The sequence below is a fragment of the Thermoproteus sp. CP80 genome (assembly GCF_002077075.2).
In the GTDB taxonomy this organism is placed as follows: Archaea; Thermoproteota; Thermoprotei; order Thermoproteales; family Thermoproteaceae; genus Thermoproteus.
Genome location: NZ_LCWM02000002.1, coordinates 74,457 through 79,568 on the forward strand (window position 1 = coordinate 74,457; position 5,112 = coordinate 79,568).

General features: G+C 64.8%; 6 protein-coding genes. 2 read left to right on the top strand and 4 right to left on the bottom strand.

Going from position 1 to position 5,112, the window contains the following annotated elements; translation table 11 throughout:
• Together B7L68_RS00815 and B7L68_RS00820 are read right to left on the bottom strand one after the other, a co-directional pair.
• A partial coding sequence (locus B7L68_RS00815; protein ID WP_143615270.1) for an AAA family ATPase occupies positions 1–697 on the bottom strand: 697 nt, incomplete at its 3' end.
• A 35-nt stretch (positions 698–732) separates the two neighbouring features.
• Positions 733–1,011 carry an elongation factor 1-beta gene (locus tag B7L68_RS00820; RefSeq protein ID WP_081245780.1) on the bottom strand — a complete coding sequence of 93 codons (279 nt, stop codon included), beginning with the start codon at positions 1,009–1,011 and terminating at the stop codon, positions 733–735.
• 761 nt (positions 1,012–1,772) lie between these two features.
• Here B7L68_RS00820 and B7L68_RS00825 point away from each other — a divergent pair.
• Positions 1,773–2,741: an Lrp/AsnC family transcriptional regulator gene (locus B7L68_RS00825; RefSeq protein ID WP_081245781.1), complete on the top strand. Its 969-nt coding sequence runs from the start codon at positions 1,773–1,775 to the stop codon at positions 2,739–2,741.
• A 623-nt stretch (positions 2,742–3,364) separates the two neighbouring features.
• A complete protein-coding gene (locus B7L68_RS00830) occupies positions 3,365–3,571 on the top strand; it encodes a hypothetical protein (RefSeq protein ID WP_081245782.1) in 207 nt (68 codons plus the stop codon).
• Between the two features lie 48 nt (positions 3,572–3,619).
• On the opposite strand, the gene B7L68_RS00835 is transcribed toward B7L68_RS00830, so the two are convergent.
• Both B7L68_RS00835 and B7L68_RS00840 read right to left on the bottom strand, forming a co-directional pair.
• A complete protein-coding gene (locus tag B7L68_RS00835) occupies positions 3,620–4,006 on the bottom strand; it encodes an aspartyl protease family protein (protein ID WP_081245783.1) in 387 nt (128 codons plus the stop codon).
• A 246-nt stretch (positions 4,007–4,252) separates the two neighbouring features.
• Positions 4,253–5,023 (bottom strand): hypothetical protein, encoded by a 771-nt coding sequence (locus B7L68_RS00840; RefSeq protein ID WP_081245784.1) that lies wholly within the window; start codon positions 5,021–5,023, stop codon positions 4,253–4,255.
• Positions 5,024–5,112 lie beyond the last annotated feature (89 nt).

Genomic DNA, 5,112 nt, shown 5'->3' on the forward strand with positions numbered 1-5,112 from the left:
CCACGGCCTTGGCCAGCAGGGTCTTGCCGGTGCCGGGAGGCCCGAAGAGGAGGATGCCCTTAGGGGGCTCTATGCCCAGATGCTTGAACAGCTCCGGATGGCGCAGAGGGAGCTCCACGAGCTCCCTAATCTTCTGCTTAGCCTCCTCCAGATCCCCAATATCCTCCCAAGTGACGGGGGGTATCTTGATGCCTGAGACGGGCTTCTCGTAGATCTGTATCTGGGTGTCGTCGGTGACCAGGAGGACGGCGTTTGCCGGGCGGGCCTGCACCACCTGGAAGGTCAGGGGTTGGCTCAGAACATATATCTGGAGTATATCGCCCTCGACGAGGACGTAGTCGCGGAGCCTCTGCTTTATGTACTGGAGGAAGTTGGAGTCGACGGCTATGGTCATGGAGACCGGCGCCAGCTTGATGGACTGCGCCGGCTTCGGCTCCACCTTCCTCACCCTGACGGTCTCGTTCAGGGAGACGTCGGCGTTCTTCCGCAGAATCGAGTTCATGCGGATTATGCCCTTGCCGCGGTCCTCGGGGAGGCCGTTCCACACCTTCGCCGCGGTCCTCCTCCTCCCCATCACCTCCAGCACGTCGCCCACCATTATGCCGTTGCGCTCCATCACGTCGGGATCTATACGGACTATGGGCCTGTTGGCGTCGCGGGCCTTGCTCTCGGCCACTCTGAGCTCAACCCAGCTCACGCGCCCTAGGCCATAGGTCTATAAAAAGCTATACCCTAGAAGCTCAGCCTCGAGAAATATTCGAGCTCTATGTTGCCCACGCCCTGGATCGACCTCAAGAGCTCCTCAACCTCGTCGGACGTATATTCGTCGGACTCCGGATGCCTGACGTAAACCTTCAGGGCAGTTATGCCGAACCCTATCGGCTCCTCCTCTATCCTATCCACCTTGTACTTAGGCGCCAGCCTCTTCGCGATCTCCTGCTTCAACCGCGCCAGATCCGCCTCGGCGCTGTCGGGCAACACCCTGTAGACCAAGGCTACCTCCGCCGACATGGATGCCGAGACCTCAAGCCTATAAAAATTTTCGCCCCACCTCGCCGGCGCGCCCCGGCCATCAGGCGAAGCCAACGGGCACAGACCTGCACGTAGCTGGGGCCGTCCCCGGCGCGGCCGCGGGCTAAAACTTAAGAGGTTCTGCGGTCTACACGGCGATCGAGGCAAGGAGGCCTTTTTCAAGCCTACCGACGAGGTTCATATCGAGGCCCCCCACAGAGGCGCCTGCGGAGGCCCGTTCGGCCCTCCACCTTCTGGATTAGGGCCCTACGAGGTGCGCGGCCGGCAGGGCCTCTTGGGCCTGGAGGGCCTCCTAGCAGCCCCTCAGGCTGGAGAGGCTCAAGGCGTTGGTCTAGACGGAGGAGGAGCGCCGACGGCTTGAATCTACCGCAGTGCCGAGGGCCCAATATATGGCAGGACTTGGGCCGTCCGGGCGCCGGCCGTCGCAGCGCCCATCAACGCGATTACCCGCCGGGGGATTGGGGCGACGCCGGAGGCCGCCATATCTAGCTAGCAAGCCCTTGCCTGGCGGCAACTTCACGGGTGCGTACGACCTATCGGAGGGCTCCGGGGCGAGCCGACGGCGGAGGCGACGGGCTGCGTCTCGACCGCTTCGAGATCTCGGTCGATAGGCGCCGCATATAGCCCTCGTTCCACCTCGGGCCCATCCGGCCGCGGCGCTCGGCCGCCCCGTCGAGGAGAGGCGGGCAGGCCGGCTCCGCGGCGATGTATATTTTATATGTGGACTTCGGCATAGGGCCATGGACGCCGGGGATGTGGACCTCTTGATGGAGGTGCAGTACGACTTCCCGCTCGCCGAGCGGCCGTACGAGGTCGTCGGGGAGCGGATGGGCGTGGACGAGGGGTGGGTCATCGAGAGGCTTAGGGAGCTCGTGAAGGCCGGGATCTTGAAGAGGATAGGCGCCATTCTGAACTACCGCTCCAGGGGGCTCGAGGCGGCTCTCGTGGGCATGGCGGCGCCCGAGGGCATGATCGAGGAGGTGGCCGCCGCGGTGAACAGGGACCCGCAGGTGAGCCACAATTTCCAGCGGGACTACAGGCCCTACAACCTCTGGTTCGTGACCAAGGCTAACAGCAGGGAGGAGCTCGAGGCCAAGGTGGCCGCCGTCGCGAAGAGATACGGCCTGGACTACGTGATCTTGTACTCGCTACGTAGCTACAAGGTGGACGTCCGTTTCGACCTCAGGCGGGGCATCTCCTTGACGAAGGGCGAGCTTCTGCCGGAGAACCCGCCCTCCCTGTCCTCCCTGGGCATCCCCATGGCCTTCTTCTCAAAGGTCAGATCGCTCCCCCTGGCGCCGGAGCCCTTCAAGGAGGCCGCCGAGGCGTTGGGGCTCGCCGTCCCGGAGGCCCTCGAGAAGATGAGGGAGCTGATAAGGCTGGGCGTCCTACGCGATCTGCACGGCACAATCGACGGCGAGGCGGTAGGCTTCAGGGAGAACGCCATGGTGGTGCTCAGGGAGCCCGTCTGCGAGGAGGCGGCCAGGCTGAACATCACGACGCACGTGGTCCTCAGAAACACGGTGCCGGGGAAGTGGCAGTATCCCTGCTACTTCATGGTGCACGGGGTCTCTCGGCAGGTGCTCGAGGACTACATACAGGACGCCGTCAGGAAGCTCGGCGTATCCGAATACCGCGTCCTCTACAGCGTGAGGGACTTCCTCGGCGGCCGCGAAATGGGGAGACGCGTGGAGAAGGTGGCCGAATAGCCGCCAGGAGGCGCCGGACCTCCGCCGCGTATAGCCAAGGGGCCGGCCGCGCCGCCGGCTACGTGGCGCATCTACCGCGCTCCCGGCGCGAGCTCCCTCGGCCTTCCCGCCGCAGGTCGCGGGGAAAGCGCATCCGGCCGAAGCCGCGCATCGCAAGGCCGGCAGGCACCGGCCCTCCTCGCGGCCGCCCAGCCGACGGACCCCCTCGAGATGACGCTGGCGGCCGTCTACGGCGCGCGTCGTTGCTATACGCGAAGGCGGAGGCCCTGGGAAACAGCCGCGCCCCTCGCCCTCGCGCGCCCGACGCCGCGCGTGCGAGACGCGCCGCGGCCCCTCTGTCGGCCTTCTCAGCCCCGATGCTGGGGCTCGGGGCCTTCCTAGCCGAGAGGCCCGCCGGGCATGCCGCAGGCGCCCTCCTATTCGATGGATAATGCCTTAAAGCCGCTTTATATAAAGCCCCTGCCCGGTAAAACCCGGAAAACGAGGCCTCGATGCCAGCGCTGGCGGTGGGAGGATATGCGGCGTATACGCCGTTGGTTGCCGGCCGAGAGGGAGTGCGCCCGCCTCCGATTCCCGCCCGTCCGGACTCCGTCAGAAATTTATACCACAGAGCGAGTTCTGACGTGGACGAGCTCCTCTCAGCCCTCCACGAGGCCTTGAAGCCGATGGTCGCGCAGATAGCGGCTAAGGCCAAGAAGGGGAAGAGGCTGGCCGCAAGGGAGGTCCTCCTGCTCTACGTGTACCTGATGTTGGAGGAGCGCGCGAGCAGAGGCCGCCCGGCCGAGAGGCAGGGGGCGCCAGATGGGCGAGCCCAGCCGGGAGCTCCATAGCTCGCCCTGCACGGCGCCATATCCGCCGCGCCGGTCCGCCCCAGCGACCTATCCGGAGGGGCGGCTCTCGATCAGCGCCATCAACAGCGCCTCCACCGGCTTCAGCCTCCTCGACGCCGGGTCCGGCGCCAGGCCGAGCTCCTCCATGGTCACGCTGCCCAGCAGGTTTATCCCCTCGTCTCCGAATACCACAGGCGTCGCCGACGCCCTGTAGCCCTCTATCTCTATCCCGACCTCCCCCAGCGGCCTTTCGACAACTCTACCGTCGGCTAGTCTCAGCTTGACGGACCTGATCGGCCTCACGCCGAGTCTGTTCAGCATCGACGCCGATATCACCGTGTACGTCGCGCCGGTATCGACCAGGAGCTCCACCTCGGCCCTCTCCACGGGATTCGTCAAGCTCCAGATCGTCGCCCTCACAGCAAAAGTGCCCATCGGCCTAGAGGACAGGCCCGATTTTATGCGTTATCCCGCCGGCGGCACTCCTCGACCATCGGCGGAGTCGGGCCCCGGAGCGGGGTCTTCCATGGCCTGCGCCGCATGGGCCCCGTCGATGCCGCAAAGCCCCCCGTCTGAGGCGGTCGGCGTCCCCTCGCCGCAGAGCGGTCCACAGACACCTCACCCCGCTCGCACCGTTGCAGGTACAAGTGGAGTTGGATTTATTCGATACTAGCTCACAGCTCAAAGGACCTCCTCCAGAGCCACGACCTCCCTCTTGCCTTCGATGAGCCATACCTTGAGCTCCTTGGCCCTCTGGACGGCCGAGGGCTCAGCGACGAGGGAATAGAGGACAGGCACAAGCCTTCCCGAAATCTTCTCCGGCCACCTCCTCTGGAGCTCCCGTATCCTTTCGATGGCCCTCTCCACGTCGCGACCGCCGGCCCTAACCTTCACCTCGCCGACAGCCGTCAGCGCGCCGGCGTTGCAGTAGATGTCCAGCTCGTACTCCGCGTCTAGGCGCAGCCTCTCAGCCGCGCATCTGTGGCCCCTCTGCTCCAGGAGGTACTGCACCATGTCCCTCCCCGACTCCTCCACGCTGATGGCTATGGCCTCAAACTGCTCCTTAGTAGCCATCTTGTCCTCGATACGCTTGAGATCCTCCTTCGTGGCCATCCTGTCCTCAAGCCGCTTTATGACGGCGTCGAAGTGCTCCCTAGTCACAAACCTCTCCTCAGCCCATCTCTTCAGCTGCTCCACCGCCGTCTCTAGATCTTGCTTTGTGGCATATTGCTTTAGATCCTCCTTCGTGGCCACGTTGAGGGGTATGGCGATGGATCCGGCCACCGCCTGCGCGAGCCTAAGCCTTGCCTCCGGATGCTTTGTGAGGAGGTCGAGGAGGGCGTCGGCGATGCGTCCGTCGGTCCTCAGAGCATCCAGCACTAGGTCCCTGAGGAAGGACGGCTCCCTCTCCACCAGCTCCCGCAGCGCCCTCTTCAGGACCTCGACATCCACGGTATGATCTGGGCCATTTTAAAAAACCTTAAGTATCGCGGCGGGCGCCTCGGCCCCCGCCGCGGGCGGCGCCCCGAAGCGGTCGAGAC